We start from the raw sequence: 26532 nt of genomic DNA, 5'->3' as shown, positions 1-26532 counted from the left end.
TAGTTGGTTCCTGAGCGTTGCGTTTGGCCCTGCAAAGCACCAATGAATGCTTTTTCCATCCCGCTTTCATGGTTTGGGAGCTGGCCTGCGTTTCTTTCTGCCAGGATAACGGCTCCTCAACTCCTTCTCGGTTTTCTGTAAACGAGTAAATACGGAATCAACTCCGTGGGTCATAGGCTTTTACCCTGAAAATCAAAAATACAGGCCAAAAACGCAGCCTAGAACCGTGTTATTCGTTAGATTTGTTAAGACCAGTTCTCTTATCTGTATGGAAACCTCTACTCTACCCTTGGAAAAACTAAGATATCCTGTAGGTCGGTTTGAAACCCCACCCCTGTACCGGTCAGCCCTTGTGAAACAGGCCATGGCGTCTATTGAGGCGCTTCCGGCTCTGTTGCGGGCAGCGGTGGTGAACCTTTCAGACGAACAACTGGATACTTCTTACCGGGCCGGCGGCTGGACCCTGCGGCAGGTGGTGCATCACCTGGCCGATAGCCACATCAACAGCTACACTCGCTTCAGGCTGGCCTTAACCGAGGACCGTCCTTTGATCAAGGCGTATGAAGAATCTGCGTGGGCGTACCTGCACGACGCCCGCTGGGCAGATACAGAATTGTCACTGCGTTTGTTGGAGGCGCTGCACCACCGGTGGATTCTGCTGCTCAGGTCTTTTGACATGGAAGACTGGCATAAATCTTTCCTGCATCCGCAGAACGGTGAGGTGTATTTGTTTCAGGCGGTGGGCATGTACGCCTGGCACGGCGAGCACCACCTGGCGCACATTACTTCCCTAAAAGACAGAATGGACTGGTAGTTTGGGTTTTGTGCCTCTTTTTCCCAAAATCCTTTTAAAACAGCGCAGGTTTAAGCAGGTATTTCAACTATCATATAAACAATTTTAGCTAGATTAGTCAGAAGTTAATGATTTCTGACCATGTGCCTGCCTGCCCCCGCTTTTGTAATTACCGCGTTCTGGTCGCTGTTACAAATCTTCCTGAATGCACCTACTCCTGCGGTTGTTCCAACGCCACAGGCCATCGCCCCTGCAAGCAAAAATATTTCTGACTCAAGAACCCTGGAGTTTGTTGAAAACCGGGGGCAATGGCCCAAACAGGTCACCCATGCCGCTGATGTTCCCGGCGGAAAGATGTTCCTGCAGCCCAATGGCTTTGTGTACGTTTTGCGGGATCCATCTGCTACGGCAGCCCACGGCCACACCTCAGAGAAACCGGCTCCTACCCTGCGCGCCAATGCACAGGCAGACAAACGACAGAGCCACGCGTATTCTGTCACCTTTGAAAATGCCAACCCGGCGGCTTCTGCACAGGGGCAGGAAGCCACTCAGGGTATCCGGAACTATTACCTGGGCAAAGACCCGGCTAAGTGGGGAACCAACGCCCGGGGCTTCCGGCGGGTACAGTACCAGAGCCTTTACACCGGCGTAGACATGGCTCTGTATGAACAGAGTGGCAAGCTCAAATATGACCTGCACGTGGCCGCCGGCACTTCACCGGATCAAATTAAACTCCGGTACAACGGAGTTAGCCAGCTCTCCTTACAGGATGGCAATCTGCACGTGGAAACATTGGTGGGCAAGGTGCTGGAGCACAAACCTATTGCGTACCAGATGATCCAGAACCGGCGCGTGGCAGTGCCTTGCCAGTACCAGCTTAACGGCCAGACGCTTTCTTTTCAGTTCCCAAAAGGATTTGACAAACGGCACCCGCTGGTGATTGATCCCGTGGTAGAATTCTCTACGTTCAGCGGCTCCACCGCCGATAACTGGGGCTTTACCGCCACCTATGACAGCCAGGGCAATATGTACTCTGGCGGCATTGTGTCCGGCGTTGGCTACCCTGTTTCTTTGGGCGCTTTTGATGAATCTTACAACGGTTCCTGGGACATGGCTATCACCAAGTACAATACCCAAACCGTAGGCGATGCCGCCATGTTATACGCTACCTACATTGGCGGCATTGAAACAGATACTCCGCACAGTCTGGTAGTGAACTCCTCTGATGAACTGATCATCTTGGGCACCACCAGCTCCGCCGATTATCCCACCTCCCAAACCGCTTTCAGCCGTGATTTCAAAGGCGGGCCGTTTATTGCTCCTTTAGGCGCAGGCGGCAACCCGGCCTATTTTGAAGGCTCAGACCTGGTGATCACGCGGCTCAGCTCTAACGGAGATCGGATGCTGGCCTCCACGTTTCTGGGCGGCACCGACAATGAAGGACTCCTCTCCCGGATAATCACCCCGGCATTGGTGCAAAACTACGGCGACCAGCACCGCGGCGACATCATCACTGACCCAGACGGCAACGTTTACATTGCCACCAACACCGCCTCCAATGACTTCCCGGCTCAGAACGGTTTCAAATCTCAGTTCAACGGGGGCTCGCATGATGCCGTTATCTGCAAGCTTTCCCCAGATTTAAGCCGCATCCTTTGGTCCAGCTTCTACGGAGGCAACGGTTCTGATGCCGCTTACTCCATCCAGGTAGACCAGGACCGCCAGGTGTACGTCTGCGGAGGCACCACCAGCACTACCCTGCCCGGCACCGCCAATGGCTTGAATCCTGCCTCGGCCGGCGGCACGGATGGTTTCGTGCTCAAGATCAACAGTACCGGTACCGCCACCATGGGCGCCACGTTCCTGGGCACTGCTACCTATGACCAGACCTATTTCCTGCAGTTAGACGGAGACAACAGCGTGTACCTGCTGGGGCAAACCCTGGGCAGTTACCCGGTTTCCCGGGGCAGATACACCAACAACAACGGCCGCCAGTTCATCCATAAACTAAGCAATGACCTTACTACCAGCACCTGGTCTACCGTGTTTGGCTCGGGCAGGAGCAGCATAGATATCTCGCCCACTGCCTTTCTGGTAGACGAATGCCAGCGGATTTATGTGTCTGGCTGGGGTGGCAGCAACAACGGCGGCGTGTACGGGAACGGCAACACCATTGGGTTACCAGTAACCCCAGGCTCTGCCCAGACCACCACCGACGGCGGCGACTTCTACCTCATGCAATTAGGCACCGATGCCAGCGAGCTTTTATACGCTTCCTTCTACGGAGGCAACCAGCAAGTTACCGGTGGCAGCAATGAGCACGTAGACGGCGGCACCAGCCGCTTTGACAAAAAAGGATATGTGTACCAGGCCGTATGCGGCGGATGCCAGGGTCGGTCTAACTTTCCGGTTCCTATTGGGGCTAACTTCTATTCCAGAACCAACAACAGCGCTAACTGTAACAACGCCTCCTTTAAGTTTGATTTTGCCGAGGAACTCCGCGCCGATGCCGGCCCTGACCAGGAAATCTGCGCAGGGGCTGTCCCTACCATCTTGCGCGGCACTCCTTCCGGCGGGGTCTGGTCCGGCGATGGTGTTACCCAGGTGGGCGGAGTATTTCGGTTCACGCCTACTAACGCCATGGTTGGTACTCACACGCTTACCTACACGGTAACCGGTACCGGTTCCTGCTCCATTTCCAACACCATGGTGATGAACGTGACGCCACCGGCACCGCACACCCTGTCTGTCCCAGAAACTAAATATTGCGCCAACGCCAATGTACAGGTGCCCTTGACTGGCTCTCCGGCAGGAGGCGTTTTCTCCGGCCCAGGCGTAAGCGGTTCTAATTTCAACCCGTCTGTGGCAGGGGTTGGCCGCCATACCATTACCTACCGGAGCGATGGTTCCAATGGGTTCTGTGGCTCCATTACCCAGGAAATAGAAGTGATTCTGCCGCAGGTGAGCCTGGGTCCTGATACTACGCTTTGCCCCGGCAGTACTACTCCTTTCCAGTTAAAGGCTAACCTGGCCGGCGGAACCTGGACCGGAGCCAACGTTTCGCCTACCGGCATTTTCACGCCGCCACCCGGCTTTGAGGGCACCATTGAGGTAACATACTCAATCACCTCGCCCTGCCCAGCCACCGACACCAAGCGCATTACGGTGCCGCCTAAACCAACCATGGAGGCCCGCTTGACCAATGCGTGCTCGGATAATCCTGAGATCTCGGGGTATGCGCCGTTCAATGCGGCTTTCTTCAATGGCACCAACAATGCCGTAAGCTTCACCTGGTTTTTCGGGGACGGCTCCCAATCAGATGAAAAGTCGCCGCGGCATCTCTACCAGCAGCCGGGCAAATATAAAGTAACCCTGGTTGCCACCTATGGCAACGGCTGCCAGGAAACCCTGGAGATAGGAGATGTAGTGGTGGCCCCTCCGTTTGTGCCCAATATCTTCACGCCCAACGGCGATGGCAAGAACGATACCTTTGTGCAGCACTTCAGTTGTTTCCCTACCGAGATCATCATCTATAACCGCTGGGGCAAACAGGTACACCAGGAGAAAATCTACAACCAGAAGTGGGATGGCGGCAAGCTCTCAGACGGAAGTTACTTTTATATCCTGAAAGACACCGAGGGGAATTCGGCCAAGGGCTGGGTTGAAATTGTAAGATAAAAAGCACGGCTTGCTCTTACTGCACAAGCAAGTCTGCATCTAAAGATACGAGGTCAGTTTTAGGGCTGCTTTCCAGAAAATAGCCCTAAAACTGACCTCGTTTTTATTGAAAATCCTTTCTTCAGGCATCATACGATACACCGCACAAACGCATAAGAATACCGGAAAGAAGCGAACTCTTCTAAACCCCCAATAGTTTTAATATTTTTAGGACCTGATACATTTTAGATACTATGTCAAGACGCGGTAGACGCACTTTAGGCGTTCCTACTTTCCCCATGCCCATCTCGGGCCGGTTTCTGCCTGCTACCATTCTGATTATCCTGGGCTTGGCTCTCCTGATTTTCAAGAGCTTCACGCAGGAAGTACGCGGCGAGCAGGACCTGGTGGCAACAGAAGGAACCCTCAGCAATTATTCATTCAAGAAAACCCCCGAGGGGGAAAAGGATTACGGCATCTGGCTCAGGGAATTCTCTGAGCGCTTTGAACTGGCGGGCCCGCAAGAGACCTCTTTTGACACGGCGGCGTTTAGGGCCCAGGTGAAACCCGGCGACAAGGTACGGGTAGAGTACAGCACCCGTGAAGACGTGATTGAAACTGGCGGCACCCGAAAACTCTACGGTCTGGCGGCACCGGCCAAGAACCTCTCTTTCTTTGTGGGCAGCGAAAGCGTGGCCAAACAAAACAGCGGAGGCATCAACTATGCCATTTACGGTTTTCTTGCGCTGGGCATTTTGTTGTACATCTGGCAAGTGGTAAGGTCGCAGCGCCGGTCCACTGCCTACGATGAAGAATAAACCCTGCACCTTTCCGTTAGGCTGTTTTAGAGGTATTTTCCTTGAAACAGGCTAGAAACACCCGGAATACTTTTTCTTAACCTAGCAGCTCTTCTCATGTAAACCAGCCAGTGCCCAGGATTGGCCGTACAACCACGGAAGAGAGGCAAAAAGCAATTATGAGTAAAAGCCCCAAAACGCCCCGCCAGGTTATCTATGCCTGTGGCAGCGGCAAATGCCAGAAACGCGGCGGCAAAGAGATACGCAAGAACATGCGCGACCAATTGAAGATGGCGGGCCTCAAAGACGAGGTGGAGATCATCAAAACCGATTGTACTGACCGGTGCAAGCACGGCCCTATCTTCAGCATACAACCGCAGAATGTTTGGTTGCAGGACATGACCGAAGGCCAGATTTTACAGGTTTTCCGGGAGCAGGTCCTGAACCAGGGCCAATAAAAAAATCCCTCAGACTTACGGGCCTGAGGGATTTTTCTTTCTTATACGCATAGCCGACTGGCCAGGTTGTTACTCGTCGCCGTTATCGTATTTTATTTTACGCACCTGCTTGTCAATCTCCCAGCGGCCGGTGCCTTCTTCGCCAATCACATCAAACAGTTCCAGGGCGCGGCGGGCCACATACTCTTCTTCCACCTGCTCTTTCAGGAACCACTGCAGAAACTGGAACGTCATGTAGTCCCTTGATTTCATGCACTGATCTGCCAGGCGGTTGAACTGCTGCGTCACGAAGATCTCCTGTTGCAGCGCCTTTTCAAATACATCTCTAAAAGAGTCAAACTCCTGCGGAATGTTCACCACCTCCGGCGAGATAGCGTTGCCCCCCAGGTCACACACAAAGTTGAAAATCTTAAGCATGTGCTCACGCTCTTCATGGCTCTGCTTCATGAAGTAATCGGCGGAGTAATCAAAACCCTGGCGGTTGCACCAGGAAGACATAGCCAGGTACGTAGCCGAGGAATGCGCTTCTACTTTTATCTGTTCGTTCAAGAGCGTCTCTATTTCTTCTGAAAGCGAGGTACGCAGTCTCAATAAATCTTTCATAGTCTAAATCTCCATTGTAACGGCACTTCCAAACACAAGCGCCTCAACTCAAATATACCGGTAAAACCCTTCATTGGTTCTTCCAGATGCACCATTTGGGTTAATACAGATTCAGTCTAAATTCAGGAAAGGACAAGCGTAAGTCCCCTGCTTCACTCCTTGCAAGATCAAGCCCAAAGCCACACGTCCGCAGAACGATGAAGGTATTGCAGCAGTGAAAAACAGCAATCAATTGAATGCCCCCAAGCCGCTGTTGGGCGCCTGCGTAACCCAACAGCGGCTTGGGGGCAAGCAGTGGCTTTTCCCTTGGCAACGGCCCACGCTCCCTATGAAACAGAAGACGGTGCCGGGTGGTACCGAAATGAAGCCTCACTGTTTGAGCGTCAGCGAGTTTGAGGCTTCTTGATTCTTTTGGTTACTTTTCTCATCAAGGAGAAAAGTGACAAACGCCCGCAGAGCGCAGCTGCAACCCGAAAGTTAGGAGAAAGGAAGTAGGAAGTAGCGGCTTGAGGGGCAGGTTGGGTTGTTGGTGAGAACACCAACAACGGCGGATGGCTGGCGAAACAGCAACTAAAAAAGAAAGGCACGGAAGTAACTTCCGCGCCATAGAAGGGCTCCAAAGAGTTTTTGAGGCTAGCGCCTCACTGAAGTTGCAAACTTCAGACCATGGTAGGTCCAAGTCACAGACTTGAACCATGGGGAAAAAGAAGGTTCAGTAAATGAAGGTTCAGTAAATGTAAATAAACATCCCCTTACCCCCTTCAAAGGGGGTAAGGGGATGTTTAGTAGCGCTCTTGTGGTTTGAGATGATATGAGGAAAAAGAGGCTACTTTCAGGAAAATAGCCTTGAAACGTCTAAGGAAAACCCTTAGTACACTACCGGAGCATACAGACATTCATACAGAATGCTGTTCAAAGAAAGCATCACCTTGGCGCCCTGTAACAACTCCTGAAAGTGCAGCACATCAGTCAAGGTAAGCACAAAGCAGCGCTCAGAACGGTAAGGCATTAAGATATGGACGTCTAACGCGCGGGAAGGATCCTTGGCCATTTCTTCTACGTTGATGGCATCCACCTGCTGCTTCAGGGTAAGGAAATCCTGCACCTTGAATGCCGAAATGCCCCCGGCAAACTCTACAAAATAACAGTTGTAACGGTTGCATTGGTACACAGCGCCGTAAGCAGTCCGGAATAACTCAAGCAGGTTGGGGGAAGTTGGCATAAGGCAAGGTCTCTGGTTGCTCAAAAGGAACAGCACAAATTTAGCCTCTGTTTAGAATTGGTCCAAATAATAATTAATGAATTTCTCACTTCATAGACAATTCTAAACTACGTTTCGGGCCTGTTTTACAGAAAGCAGGCCCGAAACGTGAGTTGCCGAACAAAATACTAGTCGCGGTTCACCAGTTTGGAGAAGCGGCTGTCTTTCTCGTCCTGGTACAGGAAGGCGAGTTTCTTTTCCTCAAACTTCTCAAAGAACTCCTCCCAGGTAATGTCCTCCAGGTTGTCTTCGGCGTAGCCGGGGAAGTTGATGCGCAGCAGACCGGCCTCCTCGCCTTTGCCGGTGCCTTTTACGGTAGCCGGTTTGCCGTCGCGGGCCTCGGCCCATTTGCGGATAGTATCATGATCGGTGGTGGTTTTCGCTGATTCAGACATAGTTTTATCTTGCTTTGGTTTACAGGTATTTGGACGAGACGAGGCTTAAAAAGTTACCCTGCCGCCTCCGTAGTCTTAGAAACTTCTACCGTACTTTTACGGTTGTACCTGTAGCCATTACGTGCACCCTCTTGCCTTATGAAACATCTCCTCTTTGCCTTGGTTTTATTACTGGGTTTCACCTCCTGCGCCCAGAGCCGAAAAGAAAAACAAACCGCCTCGCAGAAAACACCGGCGCAGAAGGAAGTTGCTATTCCGCGCGACAGCCTGGCCGTAGCCACCTTTGCCGGAGGTTGCTTCTGGTGCACAGAGGAGGCCGCGGAGAAACTGAAAGGCGTACATGACGTGGTTTCTGGCTATACCGGTGGCGCAACCAAGAACCCCACCTATGAACAGGTGAGCACCGGGCTTACGGGCCACGCCGAGGCCGTTCAGATTTACTATGACCCCAAAGTGATCTCGTACCAGACCCTGCTGGAAGCCTTTTTTGCAGCGCATGATCCTACCACGCTCAACCGTCAGGGCCCCGATGTAGGAACGCAATACCGCTCGGCTATTTTCTACCGCACGCCGCAGGAGAAAGCCCAGATAGAAGCGTACATCAAGAACCTGAATGCCACCCGCGCGTTTCAGGCTCCTATTGTGACGGAAGTGGCCGCCCTGAAAGAATTCTACCCCGCCGAGAAGGAACACCAGGATTTCTACCGGAACAACCCCAACAACCCGTACATGCGCGCAGTGTCTACACCCAAGGTGGAGAAGTTCAAAAAGAAAATGGAAGGCAAACTAAAGGAGGGCGAGTGACCTTAGAAAACCTCATTAACCTATATAAAGAAAGGGCGCTGTTCTGGTTAGAACAGCGCCCTTTCTTTATATGTTTTTATTTGATCTAAGCGGCCAGTTTTCCTTCCAGCCTGGAGAGGAGCTCCAGGAACTGCTCAGACAACTTCTCAATCTTAACAAGGCCATTCTGCGCCTCATCTATTTTTCCCCGTTCATAGAGGCTAAACAGGGAATCGGCGACGGAGCTCAGGTCTTGTTGCACCTGCTTTAGCTCCAACATCTCAGACACGTTCCTGTACCTGGAGAAACCCACGGAGTTAAACCAAATGTTGATGGGTCCATTACGCGAAAAGAAGTCAGCATCGTACGTGCCGCCGTAAAGCACAGACCGTACTTTTGACTTGAAAAGAATATGCTTGATCCGTAACTGTTGGAAATCTACCTGCGCTTGATTCATTTGCAGCAAACTACTTTTATAGATAGTTCTAAACCTCAACTAGGGGTTACCCTTTTCTGAGTGTTTCCAACTCTTGTCTTAACTTAACTTTATCTGTGACATTGTACCCAAAAACAATGATTCCGGTTACCTTGTCTGCCTCAATAAGAGGCTGGTACGTGGTGGTGAAGTAGCGTTTCTCTACCTGCCCGGTGTTGTCCCAGTCCAGTTCTACCCCAATTTCTTCGGCCACAAAAGGAGTACCAGAACTGTAGACATTGTCCAGAATCTGGAGGAATCCTTGCTCTACTACCTCAGGCACAGCTTCTGCTACGGTGTTGCCCACCAGATCTCTTCCCGGCATCAGTTGCTGGTATTGCGGGTTCACCAGTTCAAACCGGTGTTTTTCCCCTTTCAGGATAGCGAAGATAGCAGGGGCCTGCATAATGAGCCGCTCCAAGGTCAGGCGCTGATCCTCGGCTTTCTGAAAGGCTTGCTGCACCTGGTCAGAGAGGAGAGACATCTGCTCATTGGATTCCAGGATCTCCTGCACCATTAGTTTGGTGCTGTGGATGTCATTGGCACTGCCCACGCGCATGATCACCTTGCCTTTCTCATCCTTCATGGGAAGGCTTCTTACCAGGTGCCAGCGGTAGCTGCCGTCTTTGCTCCTGATGCGCAACTCAGCCTGGAACTCGGTCTCGGCGTAGACAGCTTCCTTCTGCCGGTTTGTGACCCGGTAAATATCCTCTGGGTGAATTACTTTCTGCCAGCTGTTGCCCATGAACTCCGCAAACGGCAGACCGGTATAGTCCAGCCAACGCTGGTTCACGTAGGTACAGGCCCCGTTTGGCTCGGCGGTATGGATGAGCTGCGGCACGGCATCGGTCAGGAACTTGAATTTCTCTTCGCTGGCTTTGCGGGCCTGTTTGGCTAGTTCGCGCTCCGTTACGTCATGGGTGTTCTGGATCACGAACCGTACATTCCCGGCCTCGTCCAGCACCGGCGTGTGCGAGGCCTCCCAGTAGCGGGCTTCGTAGCCGCCGCCTTCACCTTCGGGCTTTTCCAGATCGTATCTAAGCACATCCAGAAAGTCTACCTTCTTGGTTTCTATGGCTTTCCTGATGGAAATGATCACCGGGTTTTCCTCAAAAGAGATAGACGGGTCCTGGTACACTTCCTTCAGGAAAACCTTGCCTATAATTTCTTCCCTTCTGCGCATGGTAGTTTTCAGGTACCGGTCTGTGGCAGCCAGAATCTTGAAATCAGGAGAAACAATCACGATGTTCTCAGGGACATTGACGAAATAATCAAAGAATTCCATATGCAGAGGTTAAGCTTAGGAAGGAATGCGGTGCCAAAAATAAAGCATTTGCAGTACATATTTTACTGCGTAATCAAATTACCTCTGGTTTGCGTTAGGCCAGCGTTCTCCATTTTTTGACTGTTTTGGAGAAAATACGCCTAAAATGTTGTTGACAGATAGGCCTATACCTTTAGGTTTGAAGGCAACTAAGCCCTCTTGCTCTTCGTTTCCAGTAACCGGCAAGAATGGCTAGCTTTGCCCCTGTTTTTCTAGATTAGATTTACTTTGAAAGCAACTCAATTTTTGGAACTGTACCGGCAAGACCCCGTGGTGCAAACCGTGGCGCAGCGCCTGCAGTCTCCTGAACCTCATCATATACAATTGAAAGGGCTGGTGGGCAGCTTAGATGCCGTGGTGGCGTCTGCCCTGCAAACCCTGCAGCCCAATACGCACCTGTTCATTCTGCATGACCGCGAAGAGGCCGCTTATTTCTACAGCGATCTTTCTAACCTGCTGGAGAATGACCAGGAAGTGATGCTCTTCCCCAGCTCGTACAAACGGGCTTACCAGTTTGACCATACCGAGAACGCCAACATTCTGCTGCGCGCCGAGGTCCTGAACCGCCTCAATGACCGCGCCGGAGCCGGGTCTTTCATTGTGACCTACCCAGAGGCCCTCACCGAGAAAGTGATCAACAAAAAATCACTGGTGGCCAATACGCTGGGTGCCAAAGTGGGCGAAAAGCTGGACGTGAATTTCCTCTCTGAGGTACTCACCAGCTATGACTTTGAACGTACCGATTTTGTCTACGAAGCTGGTCAGTTTGCCGTGCGCGGGGGCATCATTGACGTGTTCTCCTACGCCAACGACCTGCCTTTCCGCCTGGAGCTGTTCGGTGATGAGATTGAAAGCATCCGGACGTTTGATCCCAACACGCAGCTTTCGGTAGAGCAGAAGAAGCAGATCTCCATCATCCCTAACGTGCAGACCAAACTGCTGCAGGAAACCCGGGAGTCGTTTCTGGACTTTATTCCTGAAAACAGCAAGATTTGGGTGAAGGACTATCGCCACACCGTGGAGGTGGTGTCTGAGTCTTACGAGAAAGCCGAGCAGTCTTTCCAGGAAATGCTGGAGGCCAGCGCCGGCGTGCAGATTGTGTCCAAACCCGAGGATCTGTTTGAATCTGGCAAGGGTTTCAAGAAACGGCTGGAGGCATTCACTTTGGTGGAGTTTGGCAAGCGCTTCAACTTCAAGAACGCCGAGGTCATCCAGTTCCAGGCGCACCCGCAGCCTTCGTTCAACAAAGATTTCCAGCGGCTGGTGAGCAACCTGCACGAAAACCAGAGCAACGGTTACGTGAACGTGATTGCTGCTGAGTCGCCCCGCCAGGCAGATAGGCTCCGCACCATTTTTGACGAGTTGGACCATGACGTACGGTTCCAGCACATGATGCTGGCCCTGCGCGAAGGGTTCATTGATGATCTGGTTAAAGTGGTGTGCTACACAGACCACCAGCTGTTTGAGCGTTTCTACAAGCACAAAACCAAAGAAGGCTACTCCAAATCAAAGGCCATCACGCTTAAAGAACTGCGCACCCTTAAACCCGGCGACTACGTCACGCACATGGACTACGGCATCGGGCGTTTTGCGGGGCTGGAGAAAGTGGAAGTAGGCGGCCGCCTGCAGGAAGCGATACGATTGGTGTACCGCGATGACGATTTGCTGTACGTGAGCATTCACTCGCTGCACAAGATCAGCAAGTACACCGGCAAGGAAGGCACGCCGCCTACCATGAGCAAACTGGGCTCGCAGGAATGGGAAAACAAGAAGAAGCGCGTCAAAAGCAAAGTCAAAGACATTGCCGCCGAGCTTATTTCTTTGTACGCCAAACGCAAAGGTGCCCCCGGGTACGCCTTCTCCCGCGATGGTTTCCTGCAAGCTGAGCTGGAATCTTCGTTTATCTATGAAGACACCCCAGACCAGGGCAAGGCCACCGAAGACGTGAAAAACGACATGGAGCAGCCCCACCCTATGGACCGGCTGGTCTGCGGCGACGTGGGCTTCGGGAAGACCGAGGTGGCCATACGGGCGGCGTTCAAAGCGGCCTGCGACGGCAAGCAAGTGGCCGTGCTGGTGCCTACCACCATCCTGGCCATGCAGCACTACAAAACGTTCCGGGACCGTTTAGAAGCATTTCCGGTAAACGTGGAGTACATCAACCGCTTCAAGACCACTAAGCAGATAAAAGAAACCCTGGGCCGTTTGGCTGAAGGCAAAACCGATATTCTCATAGGCACGCACCGCCTGGTGAGCAAAGACGTGAAGTTCAAAAACCTGGGCCTCCTGATTATTGACGAGGAACAGAAATTTGGCGTGAAAACGAAAGACCGGCTCAAGGAGATGAAAGTGAACGTAGACACGCTCACGCTTACGGCCACGCCAATTCCGCGCACGCTGCACTTCTCCCTGATGGGGGCTCGTGACCTTTCCGTGATCGCTACGCCGCCGCCTAACCGCCAACCGGTGCAAACCGAGCTACACGTCTTTGATGAAAGCCTTATCAGAGATGCCGTATCGCATGAGCTCAAGCGCAAGGGGCAGGTGTTCTTTGTGCACAACCGCATTTCAGACATTGAGGAGATGGCTAACCTCATCCTCAAACTGGTGCCCGATGCCAAGATCACTTACGCGCACGGCCAGATGGACCCAGAGGAGCTGGAGAAACGCATGATGCGCTTTGTGGAAGGCGAGTACGATGTGCTGGTGAGCACCAACATCATTGAAAGCGGGCTGGACATTCCTAACGCCAACACCATCATCATCAACCGGGCGCACATGTTTGGGTTAAGCGATCTGCACCAGATGCGGGGGCGCGTGGGCCGTTCCAACAAGAAAGCGTATTGCTACCTGTTAACGCCTCCGGTATCCGGTTTGCCGTCTGATGCCCGCAAGCGCCTGAGCACCCTGGAAGAGTTCTCAGACCTGGGCGAAGGCTTTAAGATTGCCATGCGCGACCTGGACATCCGCGGCGCGGGTAACCTGTTGGGCGGCGAGCAGAGCGGGTTCATCAATGACCTGGGCTTTGAGGCCTACCACCAGATTCTGGACGAGGCCGTGCAGGAACTCAAGGAAACCGAGTTCCGCGACCTGTTCTTCAAAGACATGGAACTGGAGAAAGTGATAGAGCCGGTGCGCGAATGCTCTGTAGAAACCGACCTGGAGATCCTCATCCCAGACACCTACATCAGCAACATTTCTGAGCGTCTGCAGATGTACAGCAAACTGGACAGCGTGAAAGACCTGGAGAGCCTGGAGAAACTGGTGGAGGGCATGGTAGACCGGTTCGGGCCGCTGCCGCCCGAGGTGCAGCAGCTGGTAGCCATTGTGAAGATGCGTTGGGAAGCTTGTCACCTGGGTTTTGAGAAACTCACGCTCAAAAAAGACACCCTCAGGGGGTACATCCCCAGCCAGAACAATGACTCCTTCTTCCACTCTGAAACCTTTAGCCGTATTTTGCAGTACGTGCAGCAGCACTCCCGCCGGTCCAGATTGAAAGAAGCCAAAGACAAGCTTATTGTAGTTGTGGAAGATGTATCTACCTTAGATGAAGCGAAGGAGATCTTTGAGCAACTGCAGGCTTAAGGTTGTTTCCAGCCTGTTTCACAGAAAACAGGCCGGAAACAAACAAGCTGTTCTTCGGTTATCCTTGGCAATTGGCAAAATGCCGTTTATGAGGTGAATCTCACCAGAACTTTTGAATTCATTGCGCATGAACTCGTCTACAGTCCCAGCTATTGCCCAAGATATCTTATCTGTCTTTAGGGCATTACCTGGGCTTTATATTGTGCTTACCCCAGACTTCACCATTGTGGAGGCTAGTGACGCTTACCTGCATTCTACCTTCAAAGACCGGTCAATCATTGGCCGCGGTTTGTTTGAAGTGTACCCAGACAACCCAGATGTGCCGGAGGCCAAGGGCGTACTGAACCTGCGCCGTTCCCTGGAATACGCCAGAGACCACAAGGTTCCGCACAAAATGGAAGTGCAGCGCTACGATGTCACCAAGCCCGCAGCCTTAGGGGGCGGGTTTGAGGAGAAATACTGGCAACCGCTGAACACTCCGGTGCTGGACCCAACCGGCGACGTTCTCTACCTCATCCATAACGTAGTAGATGTCACGCAGGAGCAGAAAGAGAAAAAGAACTCAGAAACGGCCCATAACAGCCTGGTTGCCATTGCCGAAGCCTCAGGAGGTGTTTCCTGGGACTATGACGTAGAAAGCAAGAAGTTTTTCTGGAGCAAGAACTTTGAGCAGGTCTTTGGCTACCAGGTTTCAGAAGACGGAGAAGCCCCAGACTCCTGGGACTTAAAAGTGCATCCGGAAGACTACACGCCCATCAAACAAAGCCTGCGGCACATCATTGAGCGGAAAGAGAAAGTCTGGACGGGCAGCTACCGCTTTCAGAAAGCAGACGGCTCCTTTACCCAAGTCACAGACCACGGGTTCATTCTCTATGACCAGGCCGGCGAGCCCTACCGCATGATGGGTACCATGGTAGACATTGAATACCAAGAAAGCCAGGCCCGGCAAGCCAGAGAGAACCTGAAGCGTTTTGAACTGATTGCCAAAGCCACCAATGACGTTATCTGGGACTGGGATTTAACCGATGACACCATCTGGTGGAACGACGGGTTCAAAATCACCTTTGGGTACAAAGAAGAAGAAATAGAGCATGATGTAAACTCGTGGTACAGCCGCATTCATACAGAAGACGCCCAGCGCGTGGTAGACGGCATCCATGAGGTCATTGACGGTGACGGCGTCACCTGGCAGGATGAATACCGGTTCAGGAAGGCAGACGGTACCTACGCCGAGATCCTGGACCGTGGGTTCATTTCCCGTGATGCAGACGGCAAGCCCTTGCGCATGATTGGGGCCATGCTGGACCTCACAGAGAAAAACCGGTATGCCGCGGAACTGAAGGCCAGCGCCGATCACGTACGCGCCTTGCTGGAGGGCATCCCGGAAATAGCCTGGGTAGCCCGTGCCGATGGCTACATTTACTACTTCAACAAAGCCTGGTATGACTACACCGGCAATCAGGGCCCGGATGAGGGCTGGGACAAAGTAGTACACCCAGACGACCTGGCTTCTACTGCCGCTATCTGGGCCAGGGCGCTGGAGAGCGGCCAGGAGTACGTGAACGAGGCCCGGCTGAAGCGAGCCTCAGACGGCCAGTACCGCTGGTTTACCATGCGTGCCACACCGCTGCATGATGAGCAGGGAAATATCCAGGCCTGGATTGGGGTAGACACAGACATTCAGGAGCAGAAAGACATACAGCAAACCCTGCGGGAGCGGGACAATTACGTGCAACGCATGTTGGCCCAGGCCCCGGTGCAGTTTGCCGTTCTCAAAGGTGCCAACTGGGTAGGCGATTTCGCCACGCCACTGTTCAGACAACTCATTGGTGGCCGCGACATTGTAGGCAAACCTTTCAAAGAGGCACTTCCAGAATTAGAGCATCAGGGGTATTTTGACATCCTGGAGAAAGTGTATGCTACCGGTAAGTTGTACCGGGGCAATGAGCAGCAAGCCTATCTTGACCGCCAGGGCAACGGCACCCTGGAAGTAGGGTATTTTGATTTCATCTACCAACCCTTGTTCAGCCAGGACCAAACGGTGGAAGGCGTCATGATGCTTATTGTGGAAGTAACTGAACGGGTACGGGCCAAGCAAAAAGCTGAAAAACTCACCGCCGAACTTCAGGCTTCCCATGACCGCATAACCCAGATCCTGGATGCCCTGCCCCACATGACCTTTACCAGCAAGCCAGACGGGTACATAGATTACTACAGCCAGCAATGGTATGACTATTTAGGAGGCACCCGTGAGGAACTCACCGGCTGGGGTTGGGAAGAATACATCCACCCAGATGACCTGCAAGCTACCAACACGGGGTGGCAGCGCTCGCTGGCTACCGGGCAGCACTTTGTCATTGAAAACCGGTGGCGTTCCAGCAAAAGCGGAGAGTACCGGTGGTTCCTGGTAAGAGGCGTACCCATGCGCGACGCCCAGGGCAACATTACCATGTGGGTAGGCTCCCACACCGATATCCACGACCAGAAAGAAACCCAACTGGCCCTGCAGGAAAGCATCCGGCAGTTCCAGTTCCTGGCAGAAAGTATGCCGCAACTGGTCTGGACCACCGATGCCCAGGGCTACCATGACTACTTCAACCAGCGGTGGGTAGACTTTACCGGCTATGACGTGGAGACCAGCAAAGGCAAAGACATGTGGAACAAACTCCTGCACCCAGATGACCAGGAACGTGCCGCAACCCGCTGGCAATACTCCCTGGAGACCGGTGCCCCCTACGAGATTGAGTACCGCTTTAAGCGGAGTTCTGACGGAACTTGGCGCTGGTTCCTGGCCCGGGCATTGCCTCTGCGCGACCAGGAGGGCAACATCATCAGGTGGTTTGGCACTTGCACCGATATTGAAGACCAGAAACAGAACGAGGCTCTCATGGAGCAGACCAACCGTGAGTTGCGCAGCATCAATGAAGACCTGGACAGCTTTGTCTACACCGCCTCGCATGACCTCAAGTTGCCCATCATCAACATGGCCGGCATTTTCCAGGAGCTTACCCAGAATGCCACGTTCCATGACCCAGACGCAGAACTCTTGATCAGTATGTTCAACAAGTCTCTGCGGCAGATCAATACCACCATCTCAGACCTGGCCGAGATTGTGAAGGTGCAGAAAGAGATTGATGCCCACCTGGAGGAATCTTCGCTCTCTGAGTTGGTAGACGAGGTAAAACTCAGCATCCAGGACCTTATTCAAAACTCTAAAGCCAAGATAACCTGTGACTTCTCCCAGGCTCCTACGCTGGTATTCTCCCGCGTGAACCTGAAAAGTATTCTGTACAACCTTATCAGTAATGCGGTGAAATACCGCTCCCCAGACAGAGTGCCGGAGGTGTATTTGCACACCTACAAGCAGGCCGACTTCACTGTGCTCAAAGTACAGGACAACGGCATGGGCATGGACCTGGAGAAACACGGCGCCAAACTGTTCCAGATGTTCAAGCGCTTCCATAACCACGTAGATGGGTCTGGCCTGGGACTGTATATTCTGAACCGGATTGTGCAGAAAAACGGAGGCCGCATAGAGGTGGAAAGCGAAGTAGGCCAAGGCACCACCTTTACTATTTATTTTAAAAATAACGCTTAATAGCCTACTGGCTTTCTATATTTGTCCTATGAAAAGGTTGAACTTGATTTTGCTGGTAGACGATGACGAAACCACCAACTACCTGAACAAACGGCTTCTCACCCGTATGAACATTACTGACCAGATTGAAGTGGTCACCAACGGAGAAGAAGCGCTCAGGTATTTGACCAACGCCATTGACAACAACCAGCCCCTCCCAGACCTGATGTTCCTGGACATTAAAATGCCGGTGATGGATGGATTTGAGTTCCTGGACCAGTACCACCAACTACCCGAGTCTGCCCAGAAATGCATTGTGGTCATGATGCTTACGTCTTCGGCCAGCTTCTATGACCTTGAAAAGCTGAAGAAATACAACGCCGTACAGCAGCATATCTCCAAACCCCTGGAAGAAGCCCATGTGCGCGAAATCCTGCAAGACTACTTCCAATAACAAGATAACGCTTAAGAAAAGCAGAAGGGCGGCCCGTACTGAACGGGCCGCCCTTCTGCTTTTTTGTTTGGTTTGTTGGTGTAAGAGGCATTTCTGAAAGCTTACGCAGCCCTCAGCCCCTCGTTATGGGTGCATGTTGGTTTCAGAAGCCACGTGTGCTACCTGCTGCACAAAAGCCGTTTTAGAAACATTTGATTCTTTGCGGGGCTCCCCGTAGGCAAACCCAGACATCACCAGAAAAAACAACAAGAAAACACCCAGCAGAGGTAAATATCTTTTCATAAATGGAGCTAAAAAAGTTGTCACCTGCTCTTACTGTTTTTTGCCTCAAAGGTTCTGAAAAAGTCTGTTTATAGCCTGCATTTACAGAAATAAGGCAAAAACCGCCAACCCGGCATAGCCCAACTTAACCCTCTGGCAAGCCTACCGTACATATACCTATCCGCCTCGCAAACAGGGGCATTGTTCTTAGAATCTTAAAATTACTACCATGCAGGATAATCAAAGAAACTGGCAATCTCCGGAACAGAATGACGAGATTGAAAACCACCGCGTTGGTCGTGAATTGTACCAAAGAGACCAACAACGCAACCAACCTACCCAACGCTCGCATGACAACCAATGGAGCAACGGCAACAATTTCCATACTGGGTATAGCAACCAAAACCGGAGCCACTTCCCAGAAGATTCGCACCAGCGCAACTCCAATGCAGATCTGGGCGGCAGCTTAGGCAAACACTACGGCGAGCGCGAGCACAGCGTGTACCGCAACCCCAACAGCCTGAACTACGGCGATGGCCGGGGCAACAGCACCCGCTCCTCTAACCAGCACCAGGACAGACCGGCCTTCGGGAACCACAATAACCAGAACCAGAACCGGTCTCCGTACGGCGACGGACGCGGTAATTACTCGGCCCGTCAGGACTCCTACGGACACGGCCACGACCGCATCCATTCAGACAACAGAGTCAATGAGCAGCGCCGCCGCGATGACTCCAACGAGAACTACTACCGTGGTGCCTACATGGAGCCCCGCGGCGTACGCGATGAACTGCCTCGCCCAGACTCTAACCCGTACAATGAATATCCGGGCTCACGCAGCCGCTACAAAGACGATGACTACCGCTACGGCAGCGGAAACCACACCTGGTATGACGAGCACCGCTACACCGGTAACGATGGCCGCCGTGCAGACCGCGACCGTGGCGATGTGATTGGCGACATGGGCGAAGGCTTACGCGAAGCCTGGCATGACATCAAACACGGCGTACAGAACATGTTCAACCGGTCAGGCAACCAGCATGACAACGATCGTGATCACCGCTGGAACGATCAGGACAACCGCCGGAACAACCATGAGTACCGCTCCCGCGATGACCGCGGCTATGAAAGAGGTCCGCGCTGGTCAGACGAAACCGACAGCGGAGACGATTCTTTCCCTTACAACCGCGACAATAACCCACGGTACTATTAATCAGTAGCCTTTCATTCTGGTCAAGATGAAAGCCCTCATGATTACCCTTGCCGTGACCAGCGTAGCTATCTCCATCTTGCTTCTGAGAGCTTTTCCGGAAGACGAGGTATCTACCGATGGTTTACTGGACACCTAGAAACAACTTCATAACAGTGCCGGGAAGTCGGTGCCATCAGGCATCGACTTCTTTTTTGCGTAACTACTTTCCTTACGTTACCCTCGTTCGCTTCTGGCACCCCTGAGTTGCCATGCGGAATTGCTGCACACAACCCAAGCCTTTGGTCTACTGTTCAGGGGGGAAAGAAAAGGCAGAAAATATCCTCAAGCGTTTTGGCGTTATCTTCCCGAAATTTGCCCCAAAACCCTGCTTTACCCTTTCATGCTAGAAGAACTGCTGCCCCAGATAAGAGCCTGCCAGCTATGCGCCGCCCATTTACCGCACGGCCCGCGTCCGGTACTGCGGGCGGCGGCCTCGGCCAAACTCATGATTGTGGGCCAGGCCCCGGGCACCAAAGTTCACGCCACCGGCATCCCCTGGAACGACCAAAGCGGGAAACGCCTGCGCCAATGGCTGGGCCTCTCACCCCAGGAATTTTACGATGAGCAGAACGTAGCCATTGTGCCCACCGCGTTCTGCTATCCGGGCACCGCCCGCTCCGGCGACTTACCACCCCGCCCTGAGTGTTTCCAGCACTGGCATCCGCAGTTACTGCCCTTGCTGCCCAACATCAAATTAACCCTGCTCATAGGCACCTACGCCCAAAAGGCTTTTCTGGGAAGCGTCGCCAAAGCCACCCTCACCGAAACCGTAGAAGCCTGGCGTGATTACTTGCCCAAGTACCTGCCTCTGCCTCATCCCTCGCCGCGGAACATTGCCTGGTTTAAGCGCCACCCGTGGTTTGAGATGGAAGTAGTGCCCACGCTACAAGAGATTGTGCAGGCCACGCTGCATGGCTAGGTTGGCCTAATCTGTTTTTTGCCTATTTTCACAAAAACAGGCCGAAAGCGCATGAGCATTTCTTTGCAGAGCAAGCTACCCAACGTAGGTACCACCATTTTCTCTACCATGAGCCAACTGGCCCAGCAGCACGGGGCCATTAACTTGTCACAGGGTTTCCCAGATTTTGATTGTCCGCCGGAGTTGGTGGACTTGGTGACGGAGGCCATACGGGCTGGCTTCAACCAATACGCGCCCAGCCCCGGGTTACCGTTGCTCCGCCAGAAAATTAGCCAGAAAACGCAACTGCTGTACGGCCACCTACCCAACCCAGACACCGAGGTCACCGTCACCTCCGGCGCTACCGAGGCGCTGTTTGCTGCCATTGCCGCCGTGGTGCAGCCCGGCGATGAGGTACTGGTGCTGGAGCCCTGCTATGACTCCTATGTGCCGGCCATTGAGTTAAGCGGCGGCGTACCGGTGTTTGTGCCCCTGCGCTTCCCGGATTTTAGCGTAGACTGGCAGCAGGTAGAAGAAAAGCTCACCCAGAAAACGCGCCTGCTCATCATCAACTCGCCGCACAACCCCAGCGGCGCCGTATGGCAAAAAGAAGACCTGGAGGCGCTCACGCAACTCACGCAAAAGTACCCATTCCTTATCCTCAGCGACGAGGTGTACGAGCACATGGTTTTTGACGGGCAGCCGCACCAGAGCGTACTTACGGTACCCGCTTTGGCAGAGCGGTCCTTCGTAGTTTCTTCCTTCGGGAAAACGTACCACACCACCGGCTGGAAAGTAGGCTACTGCATTGCCCCCGCCCTGCTCACCACCGAGTTCCGGAAAGTGCACCAGTACCTCACCTTCAGCACCGCCACACCGCTCCAACACGCCATCGCTGCTTATTTAGATAACCAGGAGCATTACCTAACGCTGCCCCAGTTCTACCAGCAGAAACGTGACCTGTTCACCTCCCTGTTGCAGCCCTCCAAGTTTGAGCTACTGCCCAGCGCCGGCACGTATTTCCAACTCGCCCGCTACCCCCAAATCTCTGATTTATCAGACGTAGAATTCTCACAATGGCTCACCAAAGAAGCCGGTGTGGCCGTGATCCCCGTATCCGTGTTCTACCACAACGGCCTGGACAATGGCGTCATCCGCTTCTGCTTCGCGAAGAAAGAAGAGACTTTGAAGGCTGCGGCAGAAAGGCTGTGCCAACTGTAGTCCTGAGTTCTGAGCTTTAGGGCCATCCCATTGGGGTGCCGCCTCTATGGCGCGGAAGTTACTTCCGTGACTTCCGCGCCATAGAAATAAGGAGGACTGGCAGGTGTAATCATCCCCCTACCCCCTTCAAAGGGGGACTTAGCGTTTGAGGAGCGTTGTTCAGGTTGTTGATGAAAACACCAACAACGGCAGAATTCAACGGTAGAAATCAATTATGGCCGTCCGCAGGACGATGAAGGCATTGCAGCGGCACCAACAGCAAGAAGCAGAATGCCCCCAAGCCCCGGTTGGGCGCCTGCGTAACCCAACCGGGGCTTGGGGGCAAGCAGAGGCTTTCCCAGTGGCAGTGACCCACGCTTCCTATGCAACAAATAGCGTTTACCAGGTGGTACCGAAATGAAGCCTCACTGTTTGAGCGTCAGCGAGTTTGAGGCTTCTTGATTCTTTTGGTTACTTTTCTCATCAAGGAGAAAAGTGACAAACGCCCGCAGAGCGCAGCTGCAACCCGAAAGTTAGAAGACAGGAAGTAGGGAGTAGCGGCTTGAGGAGCAGATTGGGTCGTTGGTGAGAACACCAACAACGGCGAATGGCTGGCAAAGCAGCAATAAAAAAGAAAGCCACGGAAGTAACTTCCGCGCTATAAAAGAGCAAGAGTGAATTTGCGGCTAGCGCCTCACTGATTTGCAAACTTCAGACCATGGTAGGTCCAAGTCACAGACTTGAACCATGAACCCGTTTCAGGGCTGATTTCCTGAAACCAGCCCTGAAACGACATAACGTTACAATAACTTCTCCGCTACTTCCCTCCACGTACTCACCCGCTCAAACTCATGAATGTTCACGTTATGCGGCGAGGTGAACAGCATCTTCCGTTCCCCGGTGAAAGTGCGCAGGTTGCGCGGACGGTCATCAATCATGATATCGGCACCAATGATGCTTTTGTCGCCGCACAGCACGTAGTTGCGCCAGCTGATGAACGGGAAATGGTCCTGCAGCCAGTCAAACTTGTCAATAAGCGAGTTCCGGAACTCCATGCCCGCGCTAACAATAAAGACATCATATTTCTCGCACAGCGCCTGAATGACCTCTTGGGCATCTGGAATTACGTTAAGGTCGCGGAAGAAGCCCTCGGCATTGATATACTCCCAGGTTTTGCTGGAATGCTCAGGCGGCACTACCTCGTGGATGTCTTTTCCGTGCAACGCTTCTAAGGTCAGTTCCAAGGCACAGTCGCGGTTGTATAGTCTGATGAATTTCTCGATGGGGTCGGCCATGACCTCGTCCATGTCAATGGCAATCTTTTTCTTTTGTATCTCCATGGGGGATTGTTTGGTGTAAACAGAAGTGAGTACTTTTATCGTGTTTGAAATGGAGAAGTTCTCCTGTCCCAGAAAAATCAAGGACAACCGCCTCAATTTCTAACTTCCACTTCTTAATTTCTAATGAAACAGATGTCTGATCTGCGTGTTTCCCTTCTTCAGTTAGACCTGGTGTGGCACGATGCCGCCGCCAACAGAGCCAGGTTCCAGGACAAAATACAACAACTCCCTGAAACGGATCTGATCATCCTGCCCGAGATGTTCACCACTGGTTTCAGCATGGACGCGCCCGCGTTGGCCGAGGAAATGACCGGCGAATCGGTGGCTTGGATGCGGCAGATGGCCCAGGAGCGGAACGCCGTGGTCATGGGCAGCCTGATCATCACCGAAAACGGAAACTACTACAACCGCGTGGTCTGGATGCGCCCCGATGGCACCCATGCGCACTATGACAAACGCCACCTCTTCCGGATGGCGGGTGAGTGCGAGGCCTATTCTCCCGGCACTGAGAAACTGATCGTAGACTTAAAAGGCTGGAAGATATGTCCGCTGGTGTGCTATGACCTGCGTTTCCCGGTTTGGTCGCGCAACACGCCCATTGCGTATGATGTGCTCATCTACATCGCCAGTTGGCCAGACCGCCGCCGCCTGGCTTGGAGAACGCTGCTGCGGGCCCGTGCCATTGAGAACCTGTCCTACTGCATTGGCGTGAACCGCGTAGGCACCGATGCCAAAGGTCACGCCTACTCCGGCGACTCGGCCGCTTACAACCTACTGGGCGAGGAACTGACCCACCATGAACACGAAGAAGCCTTGACCACCCTCACCTTATCGCGCCAGCACCTGGAGGAAACCCGCCAGAAACTCCCCTGGGACATTGACGCTGATGCGTTCACGATCCACGTGTGATTGAGTGAATGAGAGATTGAGTGAATGTGTGAATGTGTGAATGAGAGATTGAGTGAATGATAAGATGAAGGAATGTCTTCCTTTGTGTCATCCTGAAAGGACCTTGGTAGCGAACTGTGACTGTGCTTCTAAACGCTATTACTGCTTGCCACAAGATCGTTTCAGGATGACAAATGAGAGAGATAACATTTCTATTCAAAAGTCCTTTTCCTGAAATCAAGCTAAAAACAGGAAATACCCATTAGTGCCTCACCACCAACTTATGCGTCACGGCGCGGCCATCTACCAAATGTACCCGCAGGAAGTAAAGACCTGCCGGTAAGGCTGCGGTGGAGATGTAATAGGCTTGGACGGCCAATGTCTTTCCTTTAGAAACCAGAGCTCCGGCGGCGTTGTGTAGTTGGTAGGTGGCGTTTTTGGGCGTGATGAGTTGCACCGCTCTATCTGCGGGGTTGGGGAAGAGTTTGATGGCGACTAGCTCTTCTTGCAGGCTCTCCACGCTTAGCGGTTCAGAGATGGCTTTCAGGAAACGAAGGCCGCCGGCGTGGGTTCCTAAGATGAGCTCGGGCAACTGATTTTCCTCTTGGTCCAGATTTCCCGTTGCGATCACCAGCCCTGGCCCGAACTTGGCTTTTCCGTATTGCTGCTTGAACGGTATCCAGAGCACGCTTTCCTCTGCGGGGAATGAGCCGGTGAGATGCGCCTGAAAAGCAGGGAACACCCGCAGTTGACCGGAGTTATCGGTGGCAAGCAGATCGGGTTGGCCGTCGCGGTTCAGATCGGTGACGGTGACCTGCAAGCGGTTACGCTCCGGATCGGCGGTAATTCCGCCAAGCGCTTCAGAGACCAAGGTCCAGGTAGGGGTGGCAAGGGTACCCGAGTTTCGGTAGTAGGTTAATCCGCCGGAGGCGCGGCCAATCAGCACGTCCATCTTCCCGTCACGGTCCACATCGTACCAGTACGGCGTATCACCCCTGAACAGCAGAATGCCGGGCACGGTCACGGCATTCGCCATGGTGTACTGGGCGGGCTGACCCACCGGGGCTTCGTTCAGAATGTACCTGAATTCCACGGTATTTGCCGACTGCCGGTAAGCGCTCCAGGCCAAATCTGTTTTCCCATCGGCATTCAAATCTACCAACTGGGGCTTGAGGGAAGTGAGGTTCTGCGCCGAAAAGCTAAGGTAATCTATGGCAACTGCTTCAAAAGCAGCCTGGCGGGCGATGCCTTTGTTCTCGTACATCGTGAGGGAGGCAGTATAGCGGCCATTCTCCAGAACCGCCGTGTTGCCTACCAGCAGATCCAGGGTTCCGTTGCCGGTGAGGTCTGCCAACGCGGGCGCAGCTCCTTCGCCCACGTCTACCATCTGGTCTTGCAGGAACGGCTGTTTAGGACTGTTGAACCGGGGCTTGGCGGCGGTACCGCTGTTGGCATACACCCACACCGAATTTTTCAGGTTCACGTTCTGGTGCGAGTTGGAAGTCATGTTAGGCGCCACCACCAGATCGGGGAGGCCATCAAAAGTCACATCCAGGTAATAGGCCGCCGGGAAAACACTGAACTGCTGGCCGGTGATATCGGGCGGAAGGTTGTAAGCGGCACTGGTAATTTTAGGCTGCAGGTTGGTACCCGTGTTGTAAAGGCTCACCAGATCGGGGCAATCGTCATGGCCGGTCACCAGGTCCAGCACGCCATCGTCATTCAAATCCAGGGGCAATACGCTGGAACCGCCAATGTGCTCCGTTGACGGGCACGTTTGTCCAAAACTGTAGTTGTTGCAGGAACCTACGCAGCGGGTCACCTGCCCCCACCAGGTAGAGACACGGGTAAACGTAAGCGAATTGCAGCCTAGCCCCTGCTCTACCCGCTCGTTCCGGTAGTACTCCAGTACGGTGCCGTGCGTCCACTCCCAGGTAAGAATGTCCAGGTCGCCGTCGCCGTCCATGTCTACAATGGCGGGCATGTCCTCAGAACCCACCAACAGGTTGGCCCCTGAATTGAAATACACCACCGGGTGGGTAAGGTCAAACTGGAGCCCTATACTGGCCGAAGACGTATTGGTGTACACCACCAAGCCCAGGTTAGAAGCCGTGAACAGGTCTGGAGCCCCGTCACAGTTGAAATCGCGGAGAACGGCAAAGAAACGCAGGCCGGATGGAAAGGCGTTTTCGTACTGCGGTGCGTGCTGGTAAGACCATACCCCATTGGTCTGCACCGCCAGAAAAGTGGTTACCTGTTGCGAGCTTCGGTCAAATACAAATAAATCCTGCTGCCCATCGCGGTTCAGGTCAATGGCCGAGAACTGCGGGCTATTGAACCCACCCGCCCACGGCAGGAGTAGCGCTTGTCCGGCCTGGTTCCGTAGCTCGGGTCCGGTCACCTCTTGTAGTCTGATAGGTGCCTGGGCCAGGACGGTTTGCCCCAGCGCACCTATCCAACTTAAAAAAAACGCTAGTACCTTTAATGCTCGATTCATTTATTCGTATCCTTGACTTGACAAAGCAATCTAT

At 53.1% G+C, this 26532-nt stretch carries 20 protein-coding genes; 12 read left to right on the top strand and 8 right to left on the bottom strand.

Annotation, left to right across the window (positions count from 1 at the left end; all coding sequences use genetic code 11):
- Positions 1–289: 289 nt before the first annotated feature.
- The 4 genes from JT719_RS15545 to JT719_RS15530 all read left to right on the top strand — a co-directional run bounded on the left by JT719_RS15545 (position 290) and on the right by JT719_RS15530 (position 5705).
- Complete coding sequence (locus tag JT719_RS15545) at positions 290–814, top strand: YfiT family bacillithiol transferase (protein ID WP_207434234.1); 525 nt, start codon at positions 290–292, stop codon at positions 812–814.
- Positions 815–934: 120 nt separating this feature from the next.
- On the top strand, positions 935–4471 hold the full coding sequence (locus JT719_RS15540) for a DUF7948 domain-containing protein (protein ID WP_207434233.1): 3537 nt from the start codon (positions 935–937) through the stop codon (positions 4469–4471).
- A gap of 233 nt (positions 4472–4704) precedes the next feature.
- A complete protein-coding gene (locus JT719_RS15535; RefSeq protein WP_207434232.1) occupies positions 4705–5268 on the top strand; it encodes a hypothetical protein in 564 nt (187 codons plus the stop codon).
- A gap of 158 nt (positions 5269–5426) precedes the next feature.
- The gene (locus tag JT719_RS15530; protein ID WP_207434231.1) at positions 5427–5705 is read left to right on the top strand and encodes a (2Fe-2S) ferredoxin domain-containing protein; all 279 of its coding nucleotides are present in this window, start codon (positions 5427–5429) and stop codon (positions 5703–5705) included.
- A gap of 69 nt (positions 5706–5774) precedes the next feature.
- On the opposite strand, the gene JT719_RS15525 is transcribed toward JT719_RS15530, so the two are convergent.
- The 3 genes from JT719_RS15525 to JT719_RS15515 form a co-directional block, all read right to left on the bottom strand.
- Positions 5775–6308, bottom strand: a complete 534-nt coding sequence (locus JT719_RS15525) for a ferritin (RefSeq protein WP_207434230.1) — start codon at positions 6306–6308, stop codon at positions 5775–5777.
- A gap of 868 nt (positions 6309–7176) precedes the next feature.
- Positions 7177–7530 (bottom strand): hypothetical protein, encoded by a 354-nt coding sequence (locus JT719_RS15520; RefSeq protein ID WP_207434229.1) that lies wholly within the window; start codon positions 7528–7530, stop codon positions 7177–7179.
- 167 nt (positions 7531–7697) lie between these two features.
- Positions 7698–7964: a hypothetical protein gene (locus JT719_RS15515; protein ID WP_207434228.1), complete on the bottom strand. Its 267-nt coding sequence runs from the start codon at positions 7962–7964 to the stop codon at positions 7698–7700.
- 138 nt (positions 7965–8102) lie between these two features.
- Between JT719_RS15515 and msrA the strand changes: the two genes are divergently transcribed.
- Positions 8103–8768 (top strand): peptide-methionine (S)-S-oxide reductase MsrA, encoded by a 666-nt coding sequence (msrA, locus tag JT719_RS15510; protein ID WP_207434227.1) that lies wholly within the window; start codon positions 8103–8105, stop codon positions 8766–8768.
- 85 nt (positions 8769–8853) lie between these two features.
- Here msrA and JT719_RS15505 read toward each other — a convergent pair whose 3' ends face one another.
- Positions 8854–9204 carry a histidine kinase gene (locus JT719_RS15505; protein ID WP_207434226.1) on the bottom strand — a complete coding sequence of 117 codons (351 nt, stop codon included), beginning with the start codon at positions 9202–9204 and terminating at the stop codon, positions 8854–8856.
- 46 nt (positions 9205–9250) lie between these two features.
- The gene (locus tag JT719_RS15500; RefSeq protein WP_207434225.1) at positions 9251–10507 is read right to left on the bottom strand and encodes a PAS domain-containing protein; all 1257 of its coding nucleotides are present in this window, start codon (positions 10505–10507) and stop codon (positions 9251–9253) included.
- Positions 10508–10774: 267 nt separating this feature from the next.
- Here JT719_RS15500 and mfd point away from each other — a divergent pair, with 267 nt between their 5' ends.
- From mfd to JT719_RS15485, 3 genes are all read left to right on the top strand, one after another.
- The gene (gene mfd / locus JT719_RS15495; RefSeq protein ID WP_207434224.1) at positions 10775–14131 is read left to right on the top strand and encodes a transcription-repair coupling factor; all 3357 of its coding nucleotides are present in this window, start codon (positions 10775–10777) and stop codon (positions 14129–14131) included.
- Between the two features lie 127 nt (positions 14132–14258).
- Positions 14259–17729: a PAS domain-containing protein gene (locus tag JT719_RS15490; RefSeq protein WP_207434223.1), complete on the top strand. Its 3471-nt coding sequence runs from the start codon at positions 14259–14261 to the stop codon at positions 17727–17729.
- 28 nt (positions 17730–17757) lie between these two features.
- Positions 17758–18162: a response regulator gene (locus JT719_RS15485; RefSeq protein ID WP_207434222.1), complete on the top strand. Its 405-nt coding sequence runs from the start codon at positions 17758–17760 to the stop codon at positions 18160–18162.
- Between the two features lie 123 nt (positions 18163–18285).
- Here the strand turns inward: JT719_RS15485 and JT719_RS15480 are convergent, their stop codons facing one another.
- Positions 18286–18444 carry a hypothetical protein gene (locus JT719_RS15480; protein WP_207434221.1) on the bottom strand — a complete coding sequence of 53 codons (159 nt, stop codon included), beginning with the start codon at positions 18442–18444 and terminating at the stop codon, positions 18286–18288.
- 208 nt (positions 18445–18652) lie between these two features.
- On the opposite strand from JT719_RS15480, the gene JT719_RS15475 reads away from it, so the two are divergent.
- From JT719_RS15475 to JT719_RS15465, 3 genes are all read left to right on the top strand, one after another.
- The gene (locus JT719_RS15475) at positions 18653–19636 is read left to right on the top strand and encodes a hypothetical protein (RefSeq protein ID WP_207434220.1); all 984 of its coding nucleotides are present in this window, start codon (positions 18653–18655) and stop codon (positions 19634–19636) included.
- A gap of 379 nt (positions 19637–20015) precedes the next feature.
- Positions 20016–20594, top strand: coding sequence for a uracil-DNA glycosylase family protein (locus tag JT719_RS15470; protein WP_207434219.1), 579 nt, complete (start codon positions 20016–20018; stop codon positions 20592–20594).
- Between the two features lie 51 nt (positions 20595–20645).
- Entirely contained in the window at positions 20646–21794 is a 1149-nt protein-coding gene (locus JT719_RS15465) for a pyridoxal phosphate-dependent aminotransferase (protein WP_207434218.1), read from the top strand.
- A 779-nt stretch (positions 21795–22573) separates the two neighbouring features.
- On the opposite strand, the gene JT719_RS15460 is transcribed toward JT719_RS15465, so the two are convergent.
- Complete coding sequence (locus tag JT719_RS15460) at positions 22574–23113, bottom strand: 5' nucleotidase, NT5C type (protein WP_207434217.1); 540 nt, start codon at positions 23111–23113, stop codon at positions 22574–22576.
- A gap of 132 nt (positions 23114–23245) precedes the next feature.
- Here JT719_RS15460 and JT719_RS15455 point away from each other — a divergent pair, with 132 nt between their 5' ends.
- Positions 23246–24022, top strand: a complete 777-nt coding sequence (locus JT719_RS15455) for an amidohydrolase (RefSeq protein WP_207434216.1) — start codon at positions 23246–23248, stop codon at positions 24020–24022.
- Positions 24023–24263: 241 nt separating this feature from the next.
- Here the strand turns inward: JT719_RS15455 and JT719_RS15450 are convergent, their stop codons facing one another.
- Positions 24264–26498, bottom strand: coding sequence for a T9SS type A sorting domain-containing protein (locus JT719_RS15450; RefSeq protein WP_207434215.1), 2235 nt, complete (start codon positions 26496–26498; stop codon positions 24264–24266).
- Positions 26499–26532 lie beyond the last annotated feature (34 nt).

This window comes from Sabulibacter ruber (assembly GCF_017355955.1).
Classification (GTDB): domain Bacteria; phylum Bacteroidota; class Bacteroidia; order Cytophagales; family Hymenobacteraceae; genus Nibribacter; species Nibribacter ruber_A.
Note: the sequence above shows the minus strand (reverse complement) of the source record. Positions and strands in the feature narration are given on the sequence as shown.